This is a genomic window from Dyadobacter sp. CECT 9275, from assembly GCF_907164905.1.
Lineage (GTDB): Bacteria > Bacteroidota > Bacteroidia > Cytophagales > Spirosomataceae > Dyadobacter > Dyadobacter helix.
Window position 1 is genome coordinate 98,376 of the sequence record NZ_CAJRAF010000001.1, and the last position, 21,448, is coordinate 119,823.

Below are 21,448 nucleotides of genomic sequence, written 5' to 3' on the forward strand. Positions count from 1 at the left end.
GTTATTTCTTCCGTTTTTCAATCATTTCCAATATCTCTTTCAATTCATCTGCTGTAACCTCTTCCTGTTCCGCGAAAAAACTAATGGCATTTTTAATAGAATTGCCAAACAGGCCCGCCAGAAGTGGTTTTACAAATCGCGTGGTATAATCCTTTTTTGTAATGGCCGGGGAATAGCGGTAGGTCGTCCCGAAATCTTCAATTTCCAAAAAACCTTTATCCGCCAGGCGCCTCATCATAGTGGATACCGTGTTGATGTGAAGTTTGGGTTCAGGAAGAGCTTCTCTTACATCTTTTACAAAAGCCTTGTTCAGGTTCCAGCAAATCTGCATAATGCCTTCTTCTTTTTCGCTAAGTCTGTGTTTCATTTTACAAACATAACAGAATATTTCTGCTTGTAACTACAATTGTAATTTTTTAATTACAATTGTAGTTGTGTGGTTTCTTGAACCTTGTCAAGGTCTTAATTACCGATCTTAACGGGAAGGCCAGATGAAATGAATAACCTGAATGGCAAGAACGGGCATTACTCCGGCCGCTACGATGAGCTCCAGTGAGCGGATATCCAGCGGCCGGAGTGCCAGAATTTGTCTCAGGAACGGGACATAGTAAGTCGCGATCAGAATTACAATACAAAGCAGTATGGCCAGCCAAATGAATTTGTTTTTTGTGATTTCGTTGAAGAAAAACCTCTTTTTGCCTGAATATAAATTGAAAACATGCAGAAGCTGGGCCAGCGACAATGCATAAAAAGTAACCGTATTCCCTTCCTGCTGGCTTAATCCCAATCGATGCGTTCCGTACCAGAAGATCCCAAGTACCGAGGCGGTCATTACCATTGCGTAAAACACGATATTCTTCCAGTCTTTCAATTCCAAAACCGGTGTTTTGGGATCGCGCGGGGGCGATTTCATGAGCTTGTCATTTTCTTTTCCCACCCCCAGAGCCAGTGCCGGAAATACGTCGGTAACGATATTGATAAACAAAATCTGTAGGGGCAGTAAAGGGTTTCCAACATTGAGAAAACCGGCAAAGGTGACCACAAAAATTTCGCTCATATTACAGGACATCAGAAAAATGATAAATTTCCGGATGTTCTCAAAAATTACCCTGCCCTGTCCGATAGCGTAAACAATGGCCGAGAACGAATCATCTTTTAACACCATATCAGCGGCTTCTGCTGCTACAGGTGTGCCGCGCAGGCCCATCGCAATACCAATATCCGATTTTTTCAGAGCGGGGGCATCGTTCACACCGTCGCCGGTCATACCCACTATATTTCCCTGCTTCTGGTAAAAATCAATCATGTCCAGTTTCTGTGCAGGATTCACTCTTGCAAAAACCTGGCAGGCCATCATTTTTTCCTTGTCCTTTTCTGATGAGAAATGAAAGGACTGGAGGTCCTTTCCGGTTAAAACGAGCTGTTCTTCGGGCCCCACCAGGCCTACCTGCCTTGCAATATTAAGAGAAGTAGTGGGATGGTCGCCGGTCACCATAATGACTTTGATACCTGCCCCATGACAGGCTTTTAATGCAGGAGTAACTTCCCTGCGGGGAGGATCCAGAAATCCGATCAGTCCGAGGTAGGTCAGCTTTGCTTCTTCTACAAAATGATCCGAAGGTTTTTGTTCGGTTTGCCGGTAGGCAAAAGCCAGGGTGCGGAGGCCATCTGCTGCCATGGTTTCGGATACACCTATTTCCAGATTGCGGTCTGTTTCGTCATTCCATTCGCACAGTTCTGAAACCTCTTCCACTGCTCCCTTCACCGCAATCAGATAGCCGCCCTCCGATTGATGCAGCGTTGCCATGATACGGGTATCGGAACTGAAAGCCTTTTCTGCTTCCCGGGGAAGATGCGTGTGAAGTTCGGGGATGTCAATTCCGGCAGCCTGTGCATATAACAGCAGGGCAACTTCAGCAGGATCACCCATCTCTTTTCCTTCCTCAGTCTGCAGTTGTGCGTTATTGGCCAGTGCGCCTACTTTAGCCAGCTGCCGGAATTCCTCTGATCCCGGCAGCTCCGTATCGCCGTGGGTTACTTCCAAAGCATTTTTTTCGTTGAATCGGATTTTTACATCTCCCGCTGGTAAATGCACGGCGTGTACTGTGATTTTATTTTGGGTTAAGGTTCCTGTTTTATCCGTAAAAATAACATTGGTGCCACCGAGCGTTTCCACTGCTGATAGCCGCTTAACGATTACCTTCTTTTTTGCAAGGCGCAGCATGCCATAAGCCAGCGCGATGGTAGCTACCACCGACATCCCTTCGGGGATGGCCGCTATGGCAAGTGCCAGTGCGGTAATGACAAGTTGTTCGGTTTCCTCTCCCCGGATTAATCCCACAATCAGAAACAGAGCTGCCAGCCCGATTGTAATCCAGATCAGTACCTTAGCCAGGGCATCCAACTTTTTTTCCAGCGGTGTTGCACTGCGGTTGGATTCATGGACGAGTGTTGCAATTTTCCCCAGTTCGGTATCCTGCCCGATACCCGTGACGATGGCTTTTGCATTTCCGTTGGTTATTGCGGTACCTTTAAACAAGCGATTATGCTGGTCGCCAAGCGGAGCGTCTTTTTCCGAAGGGCTTTTGTTTTTAACGGAAGGAATGGATTCGCCCGTCAGGGCCGACTCATCTACTTCAAGCTGATTGGCGTTCAGGATGCTGGCATCTGCGGGGATCAGGTCGCCAGCTTCCAGTATCAGAATATCGCCCCTGGTAATTTGTTCCGAAGGGATCTCTGCAACCTGCCCGTTCCTCAAAACTCTTCCGGGGTTGGTATCCAGCTTTTTTAAGGCCTCCATAGATTGCCGGGCACTGTATTCAAGCACGAAACCCGTAATGGCATTGATGAAAATAACGGCAAGAATGGCATAGCCTTCGACGATGTCGCCCAGAAAAAAGGAAAGGACGGCCGCTGCTGCGAGTATCCATACGATCACGCTGTTCAGTTGCCGCAGCAGGATAGCCCACACACTTTCCTTCTTTTCCTGCTGGAGTTGGTTTGGGCCAAATTTTTCGCTTCGGGCCTGGGCTTCCGGCCCTGTCAGCCCCTTTCCCGGATCGGTATCAAGCTGTATGACAATTTCTTCGGCGGACAGTTCGTGTAGGAGTGGAGGCATAAGGGATGTAACGTTAAGTCTGTTTCTTTAAACCTGGATAAGATCTTATCAGAACTCAGAGAAGGTGAAGCGCTGAAATCTCACCCCAAATTACAAAATTGTGTCCGGTAGTTATATTCAGGTACACAAATTCGGTTTTTTTCTATGACAGGGCATTCATCCGAATCACTATGAAACTGCAAAGAAAACAGTTAGAATCTTTAATCAGCCTGATACCTGCAATAGGAGTAAAAAAAGCGATGGAAGTTGTTTTAACTTAATATCCCGGTTGATCCTGAACCTGCCCAAGTTCCCAGATACCGAACTCAGGCATACTTTAAAATCCTGTTTTTATGTCCGTTTTCATTTTTCCCGGATTTGCCTTACCAAAAACGAATGTAATGTTGGTCGGTATTATGGCTTCTTTGGTACTTTATTCCTGCCGTCAAACTACTTCTCCAACCGAAAATCATGTCATTCAGGAAATAAATGAAAAGGAAATAAAACTGGGGCTCAAAATAATTGCCATAACAGGAGCTACCGTTATTGACGGGAATGGCGGGCAGCCAATTGCAAATGGCTGCGTGATTGTTGAGAACGGCAAGATAAGGGAAGTTGGTAAAAATGGAGAAGTGTCAATTCCTGCCGGAGCTGAAATAGTGGATGGCAAGGGTATGAGTCTGCTTCCCGGTTTTATTGATTCTCATTTTCATCTGGACGGGGAGGAGAACCTGCCAGCATTATTTCTTCAGAACGGTGTTACCTCATTGCGGGATCCAGGTGCCTGGATCGAGGCCTATGACGGTGAAAGGAAATCGGGGAAGCCTGTTCCAAGATTGTTCCTGGCTGATCCGCATCTGGATATGTTTCCGCCCGCCTATCCCAAGGATGCCTATGTTGTAAGAGATGCCCAGGAAGCTGTTCATCAGGTCAATAAAATGGCGGACAGGGGCGCTTCTGTCATTAAAGTGTACTTTCGGCTGCCTGCGGGCATCATCCAGGAAATATGTAAGGCGGCGCATCAAAGGGGGCTGCCGGTGACGGGCCATCTGGAAACAACAGAGGCAATGGAAGCAATAGAGGCGGGTCTGGATGGAATTGAGCACATCACCTCTTTTGGCTTGTCCCTCCAGCCACAGATTGAGGGCGAAAAGTACAGGCAACGGGTACTGGCTGATAACAATGCAAGAAAAGAGGGCAGATACGATGTTTGGAAAAAACTGGATGTTAGCGGATGGAGGGCGGATACCCTGATGAAATTTCTGGTTCGGAAAGGGACCTTTGTGAGCCCTACACTAGGCGCGTTTGAGTATCAGGCACCGGAGATGAACAAAATGGAAGTGGGGGAGAGTACTCAGGGAAAAGGAGTACCTGCTGCACCTACCGGCTTAACAACGGACACTACCCGTCTGACAGCCTTTAATCACATGAAAGCCTTGACTGCAAAACTGAAAAAAGGAGGAGTGAAAATAGTCGTTGGGTCGCACTCCATGATCACTTATGCGCTTACGGGCTGGGCTTATCAGCGTGAAATGGAAATTCTGGTGGAAAGCGGGTTAACCCCGGCTGAGGTAATCGTAGCGGCCACGATGGAAAATGCCAGGTTTTTCAGGATAGATGACAGACTGGGCAGTATTGAAAAGGGGAAACTGGCTGATATGATTCTGGTCAGAGGTAACCCCCTGGAAAACTTCAGTGCTATCCGCCAGGTAGACAAAGTGATGTTAAACGGAGTTTGGGTTAAATAAACCAAGTCGGCAATTCTGACGAAATCTTCAAAATCAATCGCTTCCCACCGTTTTTTGACATTGATTTTTTAAGATCCGGTGGCAAGAGCAATGTTATTCAGAAACTTTTAAATTCAAAATGGTGAAAGCAAACCAAAAATATTCAATAGCGGCGTTTATCCTGATTTTAATCTATTCATTTGCCGTAACAGGTACACCTTATCGGCTTGGTGATGGCGGTGCAGACTCGGATACATTACGGTTGTTCCTCATTGGGAATAGTTTTTCACAAAATGCAACAAGATATCTTCCTCAGCTTGCTGCCGAGGGAGGGCACCCGCTTAAAATCGGAAGGGCGGAGTTGGGTGGATGCTCTTTGCAAAGGCACTGGGAAATTGCAGAAGCTGCTGAGAAAAATCCGGACGACCCAAAGGGAAAAGCCTACGGAGGGAAGTCATTAAGGGAGCTACTGTCTGCTGGAACCTGGGATGTGATTACCATTCAGCAAAATTCAATGAATTCGGGAGATGTTACAACCTATATGCCGTATGCCAGAAAACTGTATGATCTTGTCAAATCCATTCAACCGAATGCCCGGGTGGTGATGCAGCAAACCTGGGCCTACCGGACAGATGCAAAAAAATTTACCCAGACAGCAAATAACCAGTTTGCAACCAATGCTCAGGAAATGTGGAAAAAGTCCAGAGCAGCTTATCATTCCATAGCCAAAGAGCTGGGCATAAGGCTCCTGCCGGTAGGAGATGCATTTTGGAAAATAAATTCAGCACCTCAATGGGCGTATCAGCCGGATACCAGGTTCAATTTTGAGGATCCCAAGTATCCCGTTCTTCCCACCCAGCTGTATTCGCTACATGTGGGTTACCGGTACGACAATAGTCAGAAGCTGGCTTTTGATGGGAACCATGCCAATGAAGCAGGCTGTTTTCTGGGTGGGCTGGTTTGGTATGCTGTTCTTTTTCAGGAGTCGCCGGTTAAACTGAAATTCAAACCTGAAAATGTGGAGGATGACTTTGCAAAGCAATTAAGAAAGGTAGCACGAGAGGTTACAAAAGGAATGTAACAGGAGGAGCAAAGATTTTTGCCTGATCAAAAAAGAGGTACCCTGCACTTCGCAGGATACCTCTTTTGAGGCCTCTTTATTGGAATCTATCAATCCGTTTTCTGTTTCTTCTTTTGCGAAGCATCCACAATCGCTCCTGTTCCGGCACCTACTCCCGCACCAATAAGGCTGCCAATCAGCGCACCTTCTGCCCGGTTTTTGTTGATGATTGCCCCGGTTACCGCTCCCGTACCTGCTCCCACCACAGCTCCTTTGGCAGTATGGTTCCATTTTTTCTTTTTCGTCGCAGACGGTGCCGTTGCATAGCTGCTTGCCACATATTGTTTGTTTTTTTTCTCCTGCAAGCGCTTTATTTCTTCCTCCCGCTCGGCCATTACCCTATTCATAGAGTCAATTACTGCCTTTTTAGAGATTACATTTTTCATGGAGTCCACAGCCATCTGTTTTGCCTGCTGCATCGCAATTTCCTGACTTTTTCGGCTATCACAAGCCGATAAAAACAAGGTAGTACCTAACATTAACATTGGTAATTTCATAGTTCTAAACCGGATGTTTAGATACTAAGGAAATAAAAACCATGCCAGCGCCTGTTGGTTGCAACTTCAGGTTTTAGTTTCCCCGGGCCTCAGGCCTCTTCCAGCTGTTTTATATTGAGTTTTCTCATTCCCATGATCGCCTGCATCACCCTTTTCCCTTTTTCGGGGTCAGACATATATTTACCCAGATTGGCCGGTACGATCTGCCACGAAAACCCGAATTTATCTTTCAGCCAGCCGCACATACTTTCGTTCCCTCCGTCGGATGTGAGTTTTTCCCAGTAATAATCGATTTCTTCCTGGGTATCGCAATTTACGACAAGAGAAACAGATTCGTTAAATTTGAACAGAGGACCGCCGTTCAGACCCATCATTTTGTTTCCGTTAATCTCAAAAATAACCACCATCGGGGTCTCATCCAGGATCCTGGAATTTTTAAAAACTGAACAATAAAATCCTGCGGCCTCCCTGGCATTGCCGTCGAACCATAAACAAGGATAAATCTGGTTATTCATTGGTCGGTATGTTTAGTGTAGCGATTGAAACAATTGCCTGTATAAATTTAAAGGGTATCGTTAAACCAGGAGGTGGGCTAATGCGACTTTCTGAGGGTGTATTGCGGACAGATTTAGTGGTGGGAGGACCGAAAATATAAATATGTTCTGTTTTAAATAAAAATAATGATGCAAATGTAGATCGGGCAAAGTATTTGTTTGGGCCGAAAAGGAAAGGCCATGTCTTCTAAATCTCCTGAAAAATGGGGCAGGAGTGGCAGATCGGTATAAATAAACGAGCCCCGTTCCATATTTCATGAACGGAGCCCACGGAAACAGAATGACAACGAGATTATAACCTTCTGATCTTTATTTCTTTATAGAACACCTGGTCGCCGTGATCTGTGAGCATGATGTGGCCCGTATCTGCCTTGGCATAGTCCGGATAATCTTTAAATTTGGTAGTAGCAACCTTCTGATTAAAGTCCGTACTTCCCCTTTCATATTCTGCTACTTTTACACCGTTCAGCCAGTGTTCGGTATGTTTCCCTTTTACCAGAATGCGCATCTTGTTCCATTCGCCGGCAGGTAGCAGTTTCTTCCCTTTTGGAGCGTACAACAGATAAACAGCCCCTGTTGATGATACCCCGTCAGGGTCATTTTTTACCTCCGGATAGTTTTTATCATCGATGATCTGATACTCGACTCCCATGGGAGAATACTTCTTCGTATTAGCATTCTGGATCGAATTGACGAGGTACTTGATTCCACTATTGGCGGCATGCGTCAGCTTGAACTCACATTGAAGTTCAAAACTGCTGTACGTTTCTTTGGTGATGATGTCGCCCCCTTTTCTGCCTTTCGTGGCCGATAAGGTCCCGTTTTCAATAATCCATCCTTTGGAAGGAGCGCTGTCAACCGCGGCCTTTCGCCATTTATCCAGGTTTTTGCCATCAAAGAGTGTCTCCCATTTTTTTGTCTGATAGGTATCTGTCCGCATTTCTCCGGTATCTTCAAAGGCGGGGAGCCGAAAGGCTAAGAGGAGACTCAGCGAACTGATCATTAAAACTGCCTGGGTTGTCTTCATGTTTGTGGGTTTAAGGTTCGGGTTATAATAATGTATTTCGGTGTTCGGAAAGTAAAGCCGGACGGAGCAGTATTTTACCTGGGGAAATGGGTTTTACTTAACCGGCGGCATAAAATCTAAATTTAGAATTAAGTTATACCGGTAATCAGTACTTTTTCAGTGTGTGAAAAGGCTAGCTTTTTATGGGATAAATTATTCCAGATGCAGCCTAAGTCAGGAAGGTAAAGATGACTTATCTTTTATGACACAAATAGGGAAATACAATATTTCTTAAGGTTTATGATGAAATTTGCAGCCGTACTCCTGACGTTTAATCTCGTCACCCAACCCCTCTTCTCCCAGAAAACCATCCGGGATGAAAGCCAGGTGGTCTCCTATGTATTACCGGATTTGCTTAAAACAAGATCCGGAAAGATGGTACGTACAAAACGAGACTGGGAAAAGACACGCCGACCGGAGCTACTGAGTTTGTTCTCGGAAAATGTGTACGGGAAAACTCCCTCTGAGAAGGTTCCGATGCGTTTTGTGCAGTATGATGCGGACAGTAATGCCCTTGGCGGGCAGGCTATCAGGAAGCAGGTAACGGTATATTTTGGTAAGAAGGGGGAAAGGAGTATGGATATACTGCTTTACTTTCCACGTAATGTGAAAGGGAGCGTCCCTGTGTTTTTGGGGCTGAACTTTGCGGGTAATCAGGTCGTTCATCAGGATCCTGGTATCACCATCACAAAACGTTGGGTTCGGGATGGTGTGGCCCCTGTTATAGTGGAACATCGGGCTACGGAAGCCAGCCGCGGTAGCCAGGCGGGAGATTGGGTAGTAGAAGATATTCTGGCCAGAGGTTACGGTTTGGCGACGGTTTTTTGCGGAGACCTGCAGCCGGACCGGCCCGACAGTTTCAATGAAGGAGTACATTCGCTTTTTTTTAAAGAAGGCCAAAACATGCCTCAGTCCGACGAGTGGGGGGCCATTGGTGCATGGGCATGGGGGCTTAGCAGGGCTATGGATTATCTGGAAACGGACAAAATGGTGGACGCCACGAAGGTGGCGGTGATTGGGCATTCCAGGCTTGGGAAAGCCGCTTTATGGGCAGGTGCGCAGGATCAGCGGTTTGCAATGGTGGTTTCCAATAACTCAGGTGAAGGTGGTGCGGCCATTACAAGAAGGAAATTCGGAGAAACAATAGAAATTATTAATAAAGCTTTTCCGCATTGGTTTTCGGGAAATTATAAACAATTCGGAGGAAGAGAAGATGCGCTTCCGGTGGATTATCATGAGCTGATCGCATTGATTGCTCCGCGGCCCGTTTATATTGCCAGTGCGTCGGAAGATTGGTGGGCCGATCCTAAAGGAGAATACCTGTCCGGTTATTATGCTTCACCTGCGTATGCCCTTTACGGATCTGAGGGTTTGTCAACTCCGGAGCTGCCTGAAACAAACCGGCCCACAGGCGCTGGGAAAATAGGGTATCATTTGCGGAAAGGTGGCCATACGATGAATCGGTATGATTGGCAGCAGTATCTTCATTTTGCGGATAAGTGGCTGAGGAGGTAAACTTTATTCTGATAACAAGTGGTCAAATGGCCTTTCTGGTCGTTTCATGCGTATTTGTGTTGATCATTTGTCTGGCCTCCTATGAAAGAATTGTTTCCTGTAAAAGGAATTATTACAGTTTTAAATACCCCGTTTGATTCAAACGACAGACTGGACGAGCAGGCGCTGAGGCTGCATGTGCGCATGGCTATGGAGGCGGGTGTGGCAGGTTTTCTGGTTCCGGCCATGGCATCGGAGGTCTATAAGCTGACTATGGCGGAGCGTTTGAAAATGGTTGGTATTGTGACCGAAGAAGCGGGAGAGAAAGTACCTGTTTTTGCCGGAGCAGGCGAAACCGATCATCAAAAACGTTTGGAGATTGTCGGTAGATATCTGGAACTCGGTTGCAGAAATGTGTTATTACAAATACCTTTTGAAAACGAGGAACTGTTTAAATCACATTTTCGGCAAGTGGCAGATCTGGGGATCGAAACCATTATGCTGCAGGATTGGGATGCGTCGGGTTATGGCCTGCCTGATCCCTTAATTCTGGATTTGTTTAACACGGTGGAGGCATTTCGATGTCTTAAAATCGAAACAGTTCCTGCAGGAGTTAAATACAGTCGTTTGCTTCAGTTGACTGAGGGGCGTCTGCATTTAAGTGGCGGATGGGCGGTAACGCAGATGATCGAGGCGCTGCAACGAGGCGTGCATGCGTTCATGCCAACCGGTATGCATTTTATATATACTGCCATTTACAATGCTTTTCAGGCCGGGGAGTATGTACGGGCGGAAGCGTTGTTTAATGAGTTGCTGCCCGTATTGGCTTTTTCAAACCAGCACCTGGATATCTCCATACACTTTTACAAACGTCTGCTACACCGGCAGGGCATTTACAGTACGCCCCTGGTGCGTCAACCTATCCTTCCGTTTGATTCGTATCACGAAAAGCTGGCAGACCGGCTTATGGAAAGGGTGATTAGACTGGAGGCTGCGGTTAAGGGTTGATACTTAAATTTTAAAGGACAAAGGAACCGGGGCAGACGACATCCTCGGTTCTTTTTTTTGTGCTCTTTTTTCTCTTTTCTGACTTGGTCTGATGAGAGTATTTATAATGAAAATATATAATTATTTCGTTATTGTGCTTTAAGTTCTTATCTATGGATAATCGCGTTTGGTACTATAATTTTAGGGTGTAAAGAAAGTACTCGTTAACTTAAATAGTACTTTATTGATATATACTATTTAAGATTTTAAGATAATTTGCAAAACTATTTACTTTGTAAACCATTGATAAACAATTATTGTTGATATTTGTGATGAAAATGAAGGTGTCTGTTGTAATCAACATTTAGGAGTGCGTTAAAGTAATTATTTAAAGACAAAATAAAATTGAATACTAGTAAGATAGACCTGGCGGATAGGATGGTCAGATGAGGAGATTGTTTTTAATAATTGTATTATACCAATTATCATTGTTTAATGTCCGAAATAGTATCTTCATCTAGGTTCTGAAAGTATCGTTTCAAATGACGAATAAAAATCATGACACAAATACAAAAGTATATAAGCAAATCTCCGATCTCGGATCTCAGAAATTTATTCCAAAACCTGTTTGATGTTTTATCGCAGCCGGTTGCTCCGTTTGGAGGTAATTTGCTGGAAGCGGGCCATGCTACAAAGGGAGCAGTAACCCTGGGTAGTAAGTCAGAAAATAAGCCGTCTAAGGATAACAATAGATATTCTGAAAATCGCTATTCGGTATTGTACATGCTTAACGCGCAGTATCACCATATTGGCTGTTCGTCCCAGGAAGAAGCTCAGGCGGTTTTAGGGCTTTTGATGACAGACGGCAACCGTATACCTGTGGGGATTTATGACGGGCATACGGACATGTTCGAATGGGAGATTATCGGACAATACTTTCATAGTAAGGATCCGATCAGCGAGCAGCAGAGCCGATTGGATGAAATCCTGACGATTTCCCGTGTTCTACGTCGCCGTGATTCCAGCTGGCAACCCGGGTATTTACAAAAGCCCAGCTTTTTTGCATAAACGGTGCGTAGCAGACTGACCATTCCGGCGTGTGATGAGTATGTATCTTGCTATTAGATACATACTCATCATTAACGGATATGTAACACGATCAGTGCCACAATAGCGGGCAGGGCCTGCACAAAGAATATTTTCCGGCTGGCGGTAACTGCACCATAGATGCCTGCGACAAGGACGCACGTCAGAAAGAAAACGGCAATGTAAAAGGCCCAGTGATGGTCTGTAATGAAGAAGGTCCAGATGAGGCCGGCGGCTAAGAAACCATTGTACAGCCCCTGATTGGCAGCAAGGGTTTTTGTGGGTTTAAACAGCTCGGGTGCCAGTGAGCCTTTGAAAACTTCTTTGCCTTTTGTTTCCCAGGCAAACATTTCGAGGTAAAGGATATACAGGTGTTCCAGCGCCACCATGCCAACGAGGATTTTTGATAGGATTTCCATGGGTTTGGGCATTGTTATAAGTTACTATCTTTTTTAGTACTGACCGGGTCCTCCAAATATAAACTTTACTTTACGCCTTTTCCAGTGGCAGCCCAGAAGATGCCTCCGTATAGGTGATCCAGAAAGGACTGGTCGGAGTAAACCATTCCGATGTGCCCCAAGCCTGTATAAAAGGCTCTTCCGCCGTCGTAAGGATGGTACCATGCAATGGGGTGCACGTCACCCATGCCGTTGCCTTTACTGGTTTTGGGATTATACGTTTTTTCGTCCAGTGTGATCAGGAATTTGAGATCGTCGGATTTGTATGGTTTCTGGTATTCATACCATTCGTCGGTCCAGAGCATTCGTTTGGGGAAACGCTCCAGCCCGGGGAAATTACTGTTGACTACATCCAGATATGCCGTTTGTTGCGCAGGGTGTGTATAAAACATCATCCCCACCAGCTTGGTGTACCAGGCCCAGTCATACTCGGTATCTGCTGCGGCATGGATACCCACCCAGCCTTTGCCAGACTGAATATATTTTTCAAAGGCCGTCTGTTGTTCTGCATTCAGGATGTCTCCCGTCGTATTCAAGAAAATTACTACATCAAAAGCTTTAAGCCGCTGCTCATTAAAAACGGAGGGGTCTTCCTGCCAGTCAACGGTAAAATTATGCCTGGCGGCAAGATTCCGCACGCCATCAACGCCTTCATGAATGGAAGTGTGGTGAAACCCCGCTGTTTTCGTAAACAACAAAGCTTTGAACTGCTGGGCGTGGGACGAAACGGCACTCAGGGCTACCAGCAGCAGTGGATATATTTTTTTGATCATGGGTTTAATTGTAAGATTTCAGATAACATCATTTACCCGCGAGGAAGAGATTTGTATCCCGTCTCCATCAATTCCTATAAAGACATGCTTATGGGCTTATATACTTAAATGACTTCGCAAGTCGGAATAATAGCTTGCAAAAGTGGGATTGATAGGTACATGTCCCGGAAGACTGCCCTCCGTTACGAAAAACCAGCCAGGCAAGCGCTCAGGGTAATATCTTCCAGAGTATATCCGAATCGTAATCGGTATAGTGGACGTATTTCCGGTTTCGCATCCAGAGCAACACATTTTTGTCGCCCTTTTTTTTGTATCTGGGAATCACCGGACGAACATTATCAAACTCAGAATTTCGGGTGATCGGCGTGATTTTCCAGCTTTTGCCCAAGTCCCTGGTTTCTCCTTTTGATATTTCAAATACATTGTTAACCTCGTGTGAAAAATATACCACCGAAGGGTCCAGCGGGTCAATGGTGAGGCCGCCTGAATAATTTTCTTCCCGTTCCTTTTTGCCCTCCGGCGTCTGAGGGAACCATTTGCCGGAATCTGTCAGATGGTTGTCGTTCCATTTCTGACCATCCCATACGGCATAATAATACTGATGCTGCTGGTTGGTAGGGTAACGGGTATAGGCAACAACGGGCCGTCCCTTCCGGTCTGGCACGATGTCAAAAATCCAGGCTTTTCCTGTTTCGGCAGTGGCTTTGTATACAATGGAGGCATCGGACGGATGAAATGGTAGTTGATCCATATTGGCAATTTTGGATCCGTCCGCACGCCAGAAAGCACCTTTTTCGTAGTAACAGTAATAAACCGAGTTCAACGGTTCGGCATTAGGATGCCCGTCAGTAAAAATAAGATGGATGCGGGATTTGCCATCTGAATAGTATTTGACGTACGGCCGGTTGTTGGTGTTAAGTTCTTTGGAGGTGATCACCACCATGGGGTCAGACCAGGTCTTGCCATTGTCGGTAGAGGTAATCAGGTTGGGTTTGAATCCTACCCAACGGCCAAAGCTGAAAATTTTGTTGTTTTCTCCGCTCAGCATAAACGGATTGGCATAAGTGTACGTCTCACGTTTAAACTTTTCCAGCAGAGCCGGTGTCTGCGGTTTAAAAACCAGCGAGTCCGAAAACGTAGTAATATCCCATGGCTGTAAAGTTGTATTCTGGATCACGCCCATGCCGTTTTTACTGCCTCCATGCCAGGTATATTGAGCAAGTATCCGGTTGTTGGGAAGCTGGAGAAAAGCCGGGTTGTCATGGTCGTCAATTTCCAGTTGGGTGTACAGTACCTTGCTGATCACTTTACCTGATTTAAGATCCAGAGAAGCCGCCAGGATATCGCCTGTTTTGGTAACCCAGCCCGTTACAATTTGTCCGTTTTTATTACTGGTATAAATGGCCCTCGGGTCGCTGAACCAGCACCATGCACCGTCGTTTGTGAGGGTTGAAACTGTCTGGGCAGAAAGTGTTGAAATGAAACTGAGGAAAGTGAAAATTAGAAGGCTGATTCTCATCATTTATCGGTTAAGTTAAAAGTCTCCGGTAATCCTGTTACGGACCATGTGAAAAGGTATAATATTATCTCAATTTAGTGAAGAGCTGTTTACCTGTCGCTCCATATCCCGGAATGCCCATCGGGCCATTTCATTGATCACGGTCTCCAGTTCTCTGCCCGATTCCGTGAGCGTATAGGTAACGTATGGAGGGACAACCGGTTTGGCTTCCCTGGTTAGTAAATGGTCGGCTTCCAGCTGTTTGAGGTGCTGGATCAGCATCTTTTCAGTTATGTGGGGCATCGCCTTTTTGATTTCATTGTATCGTTTGCTGCCCGATAAAAGGTGATATAAAATGATAGGTTTCCAGTGTCCTCCGATCTTGTTCATCACATAGGTGACAGGGCAGGTATTCAGGACAATCTCTCTGTTGGCATGGTAGGTCGAACTCTCCTTGATTCTTGTCATGGTACATACTTTGGGGTAAGTACTTGTATAAAAGTAAGTACAAATATAGTTTTGTCCCATCAGAAAATCAATTTTAATGATCGTTTATTAATCGTCTTATCACAATGAAATACATCATCACAGGGTCACTTGGTAACATCAGCTTACCCGTAACAGAAAATTTGGTCAAAGACGGGCACGAGGTAACGGTAATCAGCAGTAACCCCGGGAAAAAGGAAGCAATAGAAAAACTGGGCGCAAAGCCGGCGATTGGTTCCGTAACGGACGCGTCGTTCCTGTCGGATGTTTTCAGAAATGCAGATGTGGCATATCTGATGGTCCCCAGCGATTTTTCGGCGCCGGACTACCCTAAATTACAGCGTGAAATTGCCGATCATTATGTAGGGGCTATTGCTGGCAGCAGTATCACACACGTGGTTTTATTGAGCAGTATCGGGGCGCATTTGAGGCAAGGTGCGGGGCCCATCGACGGGTTGGGATATCTGGAAGAAAGATTACTGGAGTTGAAAGATGTACATACTAAATTCCTCCGTCCTTCTTATTTCTTCAACAACCTTTACAGCCAGGCTGGCCTCATCAGCCATGCGGGCATTGCGGGAAGCAATTTCGGTAATACCGAGGAAAAACTGGTACTGGTTCATACCGGGGACATCGCGATTGTTGCATCCAGGTACCTGCTGGATCTGTCGTTCACCGGTAACAGCATAACATATATCTCCAGTGACGAAAGACATCCCAATGAAATTGCAGAACTACTGGGCAAATCTGTTGACAAGGAGGGTATACCCTGGATCACTTTCACAGATGAGCAGGCGCAGCAGGGAATGGTAGACGGAGGCTTGAGCCCTGGTTTTGCCGATCTGTATGTTAAAATGGGCAGGGCTATCCGTGAAGGAAAATTACAGGAACATTACTGGCAAAACCGGCCCGAGGTTTTAGGAACCTATAAGCTGGAAGATTTTGTGAAAGCATTCAGTCTGGCGTATCACAAGGGCTGATCTTTGGACTTCTAATACTCAAAAGAGACCGGCTAAACGGTCTCTTTTGAGTTATTTTTTTCATATTTATATACTTATTTTCCCATGATAAGCCGGGTCTGAGCAGCACCTGTCTCAGCTTCAGGTAACTGCACTGTCAGGGTTTTATCCTTGAAAATATTGCGGTCAACCGCCAGGGTAATCTGCTGAACACCTTGAGAAAGCTCTGCGGTGGCACTCTGTCCGGAAAGTTTGAGTGGCTTGCCGCCTGCCCAGGCCGTTATACCAGCTGTTTCGTTGAATGCCAGCGTGACATTCCCTTTTGTAAGTACCTCTACTTCGAAACGGATGAAGCTGTAACGTTTGTTTCCAGTGATTTCCGTCACAGGCAGTTCTGCAAGAGGGAGCTCGCCAGAAACTCTGCTGTATGCTGGCTGGAAAACCGTTTTGGTTTTGTCTTTCAGAATGTAGGCAGGACCTTCAGCCTGGACTTTACCGGTAAGTTCCTTGCTTGTTTCCGCTGTACTCCAGCGTCTTACAAACCTTGCGTTAGGTACCCTGAATTTCCCTGACTCGCCCAGTTTGGAGAGGAAACCAACCAGGTTAATAAAATCTTCCTTGTCCAGGCTGGCCGTTAGTCCGGGAGGCATGAGCGACCCGGGTGTTTTCTCTACCACGGTGATCTGGCTTTTGGGAATTGCGGTTTCGTTGCCCGTAACATCCCGCATGATCAGTTCGGTAGTGCCGTTGCTTACCAGGTATCCCAGCATTTCACTGCCATCCTTTTTTACAACACGCTGTAATTCAAAACCTTCTTTGATAGAGGCAGTCGGGTACAGTATGGAGCGGATAATGGTTTCAACAGGAGAGCTTGTTCCAAGGCTGCTAAGGTCTGGACCGATGCGGCCTCCTGCACCTCCGATGGCGTGGCAGGTGAGGCAGCTCAGCGAAGCTTTGCGGAATACGGTTTCGCCCCGTTCAGCATCTGCAGTAGCCACAACCGTTTTTGCAAGGCTGGCGATTTGCTCATTATTCAGTTCCTGAGGCATTGTTTCAGCAGGAAGTATGCCACCTGAGGCTTCCAGCGCCTGTTTCAGTAATTTTACATCCGTGTCTTTCTGCCGGTTCTGAGAATACTGGCGTTGCACGATCTGCCGACCCGCCTTCGCTATATTTTCAGGAATTTTCTTGGACAGAAGCGCATCAGCTAATGCTTGAGCTCCCGGCCTTACCGTTAAAAACGATTGAAAAAGTTCGGTAGCATTCGCTTCGGGCAGTGCTTTGAAAAGATCCGGTGCAATGCGGGCCGCTTCGGATACATTTACCATCACCAGTTGTGCTGCTGCCAGCTGGCGTAGTTCAGGGGAATTTTTTACAGTTGTCAGATCGGTCAGTTGCTTCACGGCCTGATCCTTATCCATCGAAGCCATCGCAGATAAAGCAGCTTTTTTAATATTCTTATCTCCTTTTTGGGCCAGGCTTACCAGCGTTCCGTTCATTTCGGGAAGCTTCCACAGGCCGATCAGTTTGATGGCAGCCGTGGCAATGGCCTCGTCGTCATTATTGATAAAGCCTGAAATACGTTTTAAATCTCTGTCGGGCATTACGTTTCGCTGGCGCGCAGCGGTTTCCAGTGCTCCTAATTGGGCCGCTGTATTTTTATCCCCGCCAGCAACGGCCATATCCAGCAGCAGGTTTAAGTCCGACTGTTTACCTAGTTTAGCAATCGCAGCGAGTGCGTCTTTTTGATAAATTTCCGGTACCTGTCCTTTCCGGTAAAGCTGCACCAGCTGACTGATCGCTTCCGGATTGCCGGATGATTTCAGAGCAAAAGCTGTTTTTCCAGCATTACCGAAGAAGTCAGGGTCGGTTTTCAGACGTGCCATCCAGAATGGTTCCAGCTCACGGATGGTTTGCCAGAGCGCAAAATCCAGGAATTCGTCCATCTGTTGGTCCAGTACCGACAACGCGGTGCGTGCAGCCTGGGCGGTTTTTAATTTACGCAGTGCAATCACGGCTTCAAGGCGTACCTGAGGATGTTTGTCAGTTACCGCTTTGGCAAGAAGAGATGGTACATCTGTTATGCGGGCATGCCAGAATTCCAGTGCGCGAAGCCCCGCCGCCCTTGCATTATGGCTTTGTGCATTCAAGAGGCTAAGTAAAAGCGGTTCGTTTACGACGTTGAGCGCCTGATACACCCATACGGCTTCCAGCAGATGGTGTTCGTATTCCTTATCTTTTTTATCCAGATTACTTACCCAGTTTTTCAGAGCCGGAATCACCTCTTTTGCCCCCCGTTCTTTCAATACCTGACGGGCCTGTGCACGGGTCCAGTCTTCCGGCAACTTTAAGGATTCAAGCAGTTCGTTTACAGAAGCCTTGCTTAATTTGGGAACTTTAACCAGCGGGCGTCCTTTGGCTGTAATACGCCAGATACGGCCATGTTCCTGGTCGCGGCGGGGATCATGAAAATCCACTTCACCATGCTGGATGATCGGGTTATACCAGTCGGCCACATAGATGGCACCATCTGGCCCAACATTGATATCTACCGGGCGGAAGGCTACGTTGTCCGTCCACATCAGGTCTTCCGTTTGCCGGGATGCATATCCGCTGCCCTGTTCTTCAAGCTTAAAACGGTTGATACGGTTGGCGCGGAAATCATTGGTAATCACACTGCCTTTCCAGGATTCGGGTAAATGCCTGCCCGATACTACATCCAGCCCGCTATGCTTGGGTTGCCCTGGATTTAAGCCCCGGATGATCCGCTCGGCGCCCGGAGCTGTCACAAATGTGGCTCCCGGGAATCCATAATTGATACCTTCGCCGCCAGCACCGTCGGTCAGGAAGGATTGTCCCCAGCGGTCAAACTGGAGTCCCCAGGGGTTGACAAGCCCTCTGGCATAAACCTCCATATCCAGTGTTTGCGGATTGAGCTGCCATACACCACCCCCCTCAAGTCGTTTGATACCCTGAGGCGTTTCTACGTGACTGTAGATGTAGATCGACTGGTTGAAGTAAAGATGCCCTTCCGGCCCCCAGCGGAAGGTATGGATCAGGTGGTGCGTGTCTCCGGTTCCAAAACCATTGAGTATCCGTCGTTTTTTATCGGCTTTACCATCCCCGTCGGTATCTGCAAAGTGCAGTATTTCTGTGGAATTGGCTACATACACCCCGCCGTCTCCGGGCAGGATACCGGTGGGCGTCAGCAGTCCTTCGGCAAAAATGGTAGTTTTGTCGGCTTTGCCGTCACCGTCGGTATCTTCAATTACGAAAATTTTATCGTTTGCTTCTTCCCCTGTTTTAAGATGGGGATAGGCTGTGCTGCTTACTACCCACAACCGGCCGTCGGCATCCCAGTTCATCTGGATCGGTTTTGCTACCAGAGGTTCCTGGGCCCAGAGGCTTACCTCGAAACCATCCGCAATTTTAAAAGACGCCAGTTCCTTCTGTGCGTCCGGGTCCGGATCTTCTTTCCGGTTATCCTGGTTCACGGAGGAGGTAATCAGCAGTACCATGGGAATGACCAGGGTACTGTAAAACAACCTTTTGAATTTTAATGTTTTCATATCTTTTGTAGCTGCTGGCTGTCAGGGCGGTCAGCTGTTGCGGTTTAACTTGTTACTAATGTTTGCGGAATATACCTTTTGCCGGAAGCACAGGGCTGCCAGCTGCCGGATCATTTCAATGCAGTAAGCTGATATAGGTGGTCCTTCACGCCACGCTGCAGAGCGATCTGCCCTTCCAGCCATTTGATCAGGATATTTTGCTCTTCCAGTCCTTTCACGTGACGGCCCTGCTCGTAAGAGCGGAATCCCAGGATGTAGGTTTGGTTGAGTGGGCGGTACTGGAAAAAATGCAGGTCGTTCTTTTTCAATATCATTGCCCGCAACCTGGCAGCCTGTTCAAAAGAAGGGCCCTGGCTGATCTTCACACCTTTTTCCCAGTCTTGTGCTGAGGCAGTGATAACTACGCTATTGTCTGCTGCAAGGGTGTAAAAGCCTTTTTTCAAACCTGTAATTTTAAGTATCCGTGCATGCTCTGTTATTCCCAAGCCTTCGGCCGGCAAAGGAAGCGGCAGATAGCTTTCATGTACTTTAAATTTCAGGTGGGACATATCCCCTTCCAGAATTTTACCACCAGCGGATATTTCAGCGCCCTTTTTGGATACTGTTATCGTCGTAACTTCTCCGGCAGCGGGCAGGCCCAAGCCATTTTCAATGGCTCTGGCCAGATAATAATATCCCGTTTCATTCAGGTGTACGCCATTTTCTATAATTGCAGTTTTTTTGCTGATGTCAAGGATAGGTTTATAAATATCGATAAACAGTTTGCCACGGTCTGCGGCCGTTTGGGCAATGGCCTTCGCGTAAAGCTCAAGGTCCGCATTGCGTTTGGACAGGTTTACCGAGGTGTCACTGGTCATCACCGGAATCGGCGACAACAGTATAGCTCTCGCACCGAGCGCGTCTATTTTATCCAGCAGTTTGTTGAGACCTTCCCTGAAACGCGGAAGTCCGGCTTCGCCTTCCTGAGCCTCTACACCACCGTAGCCGAGTATCACCACCTTGGGCTGTGCCTGGGTGATGTCCTGCATGAGGTGCTCATAAGGGGTAGGCGGGTTGGTGAAAGTGCTGCGGGCTTCACCCCATACATTGTCTCCGGTCCAGCCCAGGTTACGGAAAGTGAGGTCGCGGTCGGGGAACCGTGTGGTTAGCGCCAGTTCCAGGTAACCAAACTGGAAATCATTCTCGAAAAGCGAATTACCAAGGAAAACAACCCGGTCGCCGTTTTTAAAGTCAAAAGGCTTGGCTTGTGCCCTGGCAGCTTCACTGTTTATAGCAAGCAACAATACTAAGAAATAGCCCGTAAAGGCTAAAAACCGAATCTTTCTCATGCATTTTCATTTAAATAGGTTTAGGGAGACAGGGATTACTCCGCTATTCTCGGTCGCAAATATAAAACTTCGTTTGACCCGAACTTCACGGTGCTGCTGATTAATGATAAATAAGTTTTTCCGGATAATAAGTCTTACCAAACAGGCAAAAGATATGAATTGCAGAGGAATTTGTCATTCGTATAAGAATATAAGGGTCGTCGGTTCTTGCAAATGGTAATCTGGTGAAATTGTTCGGCAAGGAATCAATACTTGTCCTTTTTAAATGCTCCCGAAATATGTATGGTATTTATATATTTGTTGAATGACAAGTGTTTGACAAAAACATATAAATACCTGAATGTATGGCAACCAACAGATTTATTGCATTAATAGGCGACGGCCGGGAGCGGTTCAGTGACAAGGAGCTGGATGAAGAAAAACCGACAGAGCCGGTCGTGATCGACAAATATGGCGTTTCGGACGCTTACAAATACGACGGCTACGTTTTTCTGAATGAGGACTGGTTTACCAAATACAGTAAAAAGTGGCAGGAAGATCCGACGGAAATTGACGATCTGCTGGTGAGTCTGGTAAAAAATGCGCACAAAGGGTGTAAATCTGAAAATCTGTTGAAAATTCAGGCCTATTTATCGGAACCTCCCGAAAGTCTTGACGAGGTCGCGGAGATATGGAGAAAATTTTATGATCCGGAACTGAAAACGATTTAATACACCAATATTTCTGAGGTAGCAATAGTAAATTGAAAT

Annotated in this window: 18 protein-coding genes; 7 read left to right on the forward strand and 11 right to left on the reverse strand. The window is 46.6% G+C overall.

All coding sequences use genetic code 11. The features are described from left to right. Position 1: 1 nt before the first annotated feature. Positions 2-367, reverse strand: a complete 366-nt coding sequence (locus KOE27_RS00330; protein WP_215236894.1) for a BlaI/MecI/CopY family transcriptional regulator — start codon at positions 365-367, stop codon at positions 2-4. Positions 368-475: 108 nt separating this feature from the next. Further along, positions 476-3,118 carry a cation-translocating P-type ATPase gene (locus KOE27_RS00335; RefSeq protein WP_215236895.1) on the reverse strand — a complete coding sequence of 881 codons (2,643 nt, stop codon included), beginning with the start codon at positions 3,116-3,118 and terminating at the stop codon, positions 476-478. A gap of 332 nt (positions 3,119-3,450) precedes the next feature. Between KOE27_RS00335 and KOE27_RS00340 the strand changes: the two genes are divergently transcribed. Both KOE27_RS00340 and KOE27_RS00345 read left to right on the forward strand, forming a co-directional pair. Beyond that, positions 3,451-4,845 (forward strand): amidohydrolase family protein, encoded by a 1,395-nt coding sequence (locus KOE27_RS00340; RefSeq protein ID WP_229252567.1) that lies wholly within the window; start codon positions 3,451-3,453, stop codon positions 4,843-4,845. 118 nt (positions 4,846-4,963) lie between these two features. Then, positions 4,964-5,905, forward strand: a complete 942-nt coding sequence (locus tag KOE27_RS00345; RefSeq protein WP_215236896.1) for a DUF4886 domain-containing protein — start codon at positions 4,964-4,966, stop codon at positions 5,903-5,905. Between the two features lie 89 nt (positions 5,906-5,994). Here the strand turns inward: KOE27_RS00345 and KOE27_RS00350 are convergent, their stop codons facing one another. The 3 genes from KOE27_RS00350 to KOE27_RS00360 all read right to left on the reverse strand — a co-directional run bounded on the left by KOE27_RS00350 (position 5,995) and on the right by KOE27_RS00360 (position 8,022). Continuing rightward, complete coding sequence (locus KOE27_RS00350; RefSeq protein WP_215236897.1) at positions 5,995-6,441, reverse strand: glycine zipper family protein; 447 nt, start codon at positions 6,439-6,441, stop codon at positions 5,995-5,997. Positions 6,442-6,530: 89 nt separating this feature from the next. Then, on the reverse strand, positions 6,531-6,956 hold the full coding sequence (locus KOE27_RS00355) for a VOC family protein (protein ID WP_215236898.1): 426 nt from the start codon (positions 6,954-6,956) through the stop codon (positions 6,531-6,533). A gap of 331 nt (positions 6,957-7,287) precedes the next feature. Further along, positions 7,288-8,022: a 3-keto-disaccharide hydrolase gene (locus tag KOE27_RS00360; protein WP_215236899.1), complete on the reverse strand. Its 735-nt coding sequence runs from the start codon at positions 8,020-8,022 to the stop codon at positions 7,288-7,290. 279 nt (positions 8,023-8,301) lie between these two features. On the opposite strand from KOE27_RS00360, the gene KOE27_RS00365 reads away from it, so the two are divergent. From KOE27_RS00365 to KOE27_RS29565, 3 genes are all read left to right on the forward strand, one after another. Next, positions 8,302-9,576, forward strand: coding sequence for a glucuronyl esterase domain-containing protein (locus KOE27_RS00365; RefSeq protein WP_215236900.1), 1,275 nt, complete (start codon positions 8,302-8,304; stop codon positions 9,574-9,576). 81 nt (positions 9,577-9,657) lie between these two features. Further along, positions 9,658-10,563, forward strand: coding sequence for a dihydrodipicolinate synthase family protein (locus tag KOE27_RS00370; protein ID WP_215236901.1), 906 nt, complete (start codon positions 9,658-9,660; stop codon positions 10,561-10,563). 537 nt (positions 10,564-11,100) lie between these two features. After that, positions 11,101-11,610 (forward strand): hypothetical protein, encoded by a 510-nt coding sequence (locus tag KOE27_RS29565; protein ID WP_229252568.1) that lies wholly within the window; start codon positions 11,101-11,103, stop codon positions 11,608-11,610. A 71-nt stretch (positions 11,611-11,681) separates the two neighbouring features. On the opposite strand, the gene KOE27_RS00380 is transcribed toward KOE27_RS29565, so the two are convergent. The 4 genes from KOE27_RS00380 to KOE27_RS00395 all read right to left on the reverse strand — a co-directional run bounded on the left by KOE27_RS00380 (position 11,682) and on the right by KOE27_RS00395 (position 14,825). Continuing rightward, complete coding sequence (locus tag KOE27_RS00380) at positions 11,682-12,047, reverse strand: DUF1304 domain-containing protein (protein WP_215236902.1); 366 nt, start codon at positions 12,045-12,047, stop codon at positions 11,682-11,684. Between the two features lie 65 nt (positions 12,048-12,112). After that, positions 12,113-12,859, reverse strand: a complete 747-nt coding sequence (locus KOE27_RS00385) for a ThuA domain-containing protein (protein WP_215236903.1) — start codon at positions 12,857-12,859, stop codon at positions 12,113-12,115. Between the two features lie 208 nt (positions 12,860-13,067). Beyond that, positions 13,068-14,381 carry a BNR-4 repeat-containing protein gene (locus KOE27_RS00390; protein WP_215236904.1) on the reverse strand — a complete coding sequence of 438 codons (1,314 nt, stop codon included), beginning with the start codon at positions 14,379-14,381 and terminating at the stop codon, positions 13,068-13,070. A 66-nt stretch (positions 14,382-14,447) separates the two neighbouring features. After that, on the reverse strand, positions 14,448-14,825 hold the full coding sequence (locus tag KOE27_RS00395; RefSeq protein ID WP_215236905.1) for a winged helix-turn-helix transcriptional regulator: 378 nt from the start codon (positions 14,823-14,825) through the stop codon (positions 14,448-14,450). Positions 14,826-14,929: 104 nt separating this feature from the next. Here KOE27_RS00395 and KOE27_RS00400 point away from each other — a divergent pair, with 104 nt between their 5' ends. Then, entirely contained in the window at positions 14,930-15,823 is an 894-nt protein-coding gene (locus KOE27_RS00400) for an NAD(P)H-binding protein (RefSeq protein ID WP_215236906.1), read from the forward strand. Positions 15,824-15,897: 74 nt separating this feature from the next. On the opposite strand, the gene KOE27_RS00405 is transcribed toward KOE27_RS00400, so the two are convergent. Together KOE27_RS00405 and KOE27_RS00410 are read right to left on the reverse strand one after the other, a co-directional pair. After that, entirely contained in the window at positions 15,898-19,371 is a 3,474-nt protein-coding gene (locus KOE27_RS00405) for a PVC-type heme-binding CxxCH protein (RefSeq protein ID WP_229252569.1), read from the reverse strand. Positions 19,372-19,481: 110 nt separating this feature from the next. Next, a complete protein-coding gene (locus KOE27_RS00410; protein ID WP_215236907.1) occupies positions 19,482-20,699 on the reverse strand; it encodes an SGNH/GDSL hydrolase family protein in 1,218 nt (405 codons plus the stop codon). A 344-nt stretch (positions 20,700-21,043) separates the two neighbouring features. Here KOE27_RS00410 and KOE27_RS00415 point away from each other — a divergent pair, with 344 nt between their 5' ends. Next, positions 21,044-21,409, forward strand: a complete 366-nt coding sequence (locus KOE27_RS00415; RefSeq protein ID WP_215236908.1) for a hypothetical protein — start codon at positions 21,044-21,046, stop codon at positions 21,407-21,409. Positions 21,410-21,448: the final 39 nt, after the last annotated feature.